General features: G+C 31.3%; 2 protein-coding genes. One reads left to right on the forward strand and one right to left on the reverse strand.

Annotated elements, in window-relative coordinates:
• Positions 1 to 220: 220 nt before the first annotated feature.
• The gene (locus CAT7_RS11945; protein ID WP_007725999.1) at positions 221 to 796 is read left to right on the forward strand and encodes a ReoY family proteolytic degradation factor; all 576 of its coding nucleotides are present in this window, start codon (positions 221 to 223) and stop codon (positions 794 to 796) included.
• Here the strand turns inward: CAT7_RS11945 and CAT7_RS11950 are convergent.
• On the reverse strand, positions 793 to 1,209 hold a 417-nt coding region (locus tag CAT7_RS11950), incomplete at its 5' end, for a YitT family protein (protein ID WP_007726001.1). The two genes, CAT7_RS11945 and CAT7_RS11950, sit on opposite strands and share 4 nt — an antisense overlap.

Below are 1,209 nucleotides of genomic sequence, written 5' to 3' on the forward strand. Positions count from 1 at the left end.
AGGCATATCCAGCTTTACGTCAAAATAAAGATTTCTTGAAATCGTATATTTATTTCCTACGAGAAGAGGGAGAACGTCTGATTATTAAAGACGTCTTAAATGATTACTTGCTTATTGAACCAACAGATGCGGAAATATTAGAAATTTTAGAGGAAATAAATAGCAACTATTAAATTATTAAGTTATAATGAGAAAAAGGGTAAGATAGGGAGGTATTTACATGAACATCCAAATTTCTTTAGATGATAAAAAGATTTTTCTTGGCTGGTTTTTAGACAGATACCAATTAAAAAGACGAGAATCTATGTGGATACTAAACTACTTACTAAATCATGATATTGTTTTAAATAAAGTCCACTTTATTGAAGCTGTAGAAAAAACGCCAAGAGGTATGGTTATGTCAACAACGGAGATGGACAGCGAACCTTTTTTATTTTATAAAAAAGGAACAGTATTTAGTGACCCAGAACAGGCTTTCCATGAAGTTAGATTAAATTGGCAAGAAGAAATGTACATTGAGTTAATTTTTTCGAATCCTTGGAAGTCAGCGGAATATCTAACGGTATTAGAAGATAACCCTTACTATAAATGGAATGAAACGATCAGTCCCAAACTGATTGAAGAAGTTGAATTAGCATTAGAGACGTTATCTTTAACCGAACGCAAGCAAAATACGTTACATCAAATTGATTTATCTTTAGAAGAAGATGATCGTGAAAGATTTATTCAATTATCCAATCAGTTAAAAGAAATTGAAGAAGATTTAAAGAATGAACAAAAAAAGCCAAACCATTAAAGGTTGGCTTTTTTTTTGAAAAGAGGTTGTTTAGGTTTGGGATCAAATGAAAATCCTTCACCTAAAACTTCATGTACTGTCAGGAGCGAAAGAAAAGCTTTCGGGTCTATTTCGTGAATAATTCTTTTGGCCATCACTATTTCATGACTTCCCAAAACACAATACAAAACTTTTTTTTCTTCTTTTGAATAAGCTCCTTCAGCTTTAAAGAAAGTTACCCCACGTTCCATTTCAATCATAATATTTTCTGCAATCGTGTCATTTTTATCTGAAATAATTAATAATCCTCTTGCAGCATAAGATCCGTCTTGCATGAAATCAACAATTTTAGAAAATACATAAGAAGCAAGTAAGGTATACATCATATGAGGTAAATCTATGTAACTAAGCGATAATGTAAGAATGAACACATC

Origin of the sequence: Carnobacterium sp. AT7 (assembly GCF_000171855.1) — a bacterium.
GTDB classification, from domain to species: Bacteria; Bacillota; Bacilli; order Lactobacillales; family Carnobacteriaceae; genus Carnobacterium_B; species Carnobacterium_B jeotgali.

Bases quoted from the DNA above. Each gene is read 5' to 3' on its own strand.
- CAT7_RS11945 (WP_007725999.1), top strand. From the start codon at position 221: ATGAACATCCAAATTTCTTTAGATGATAAAAAGATTTTTCTTGGCTGG.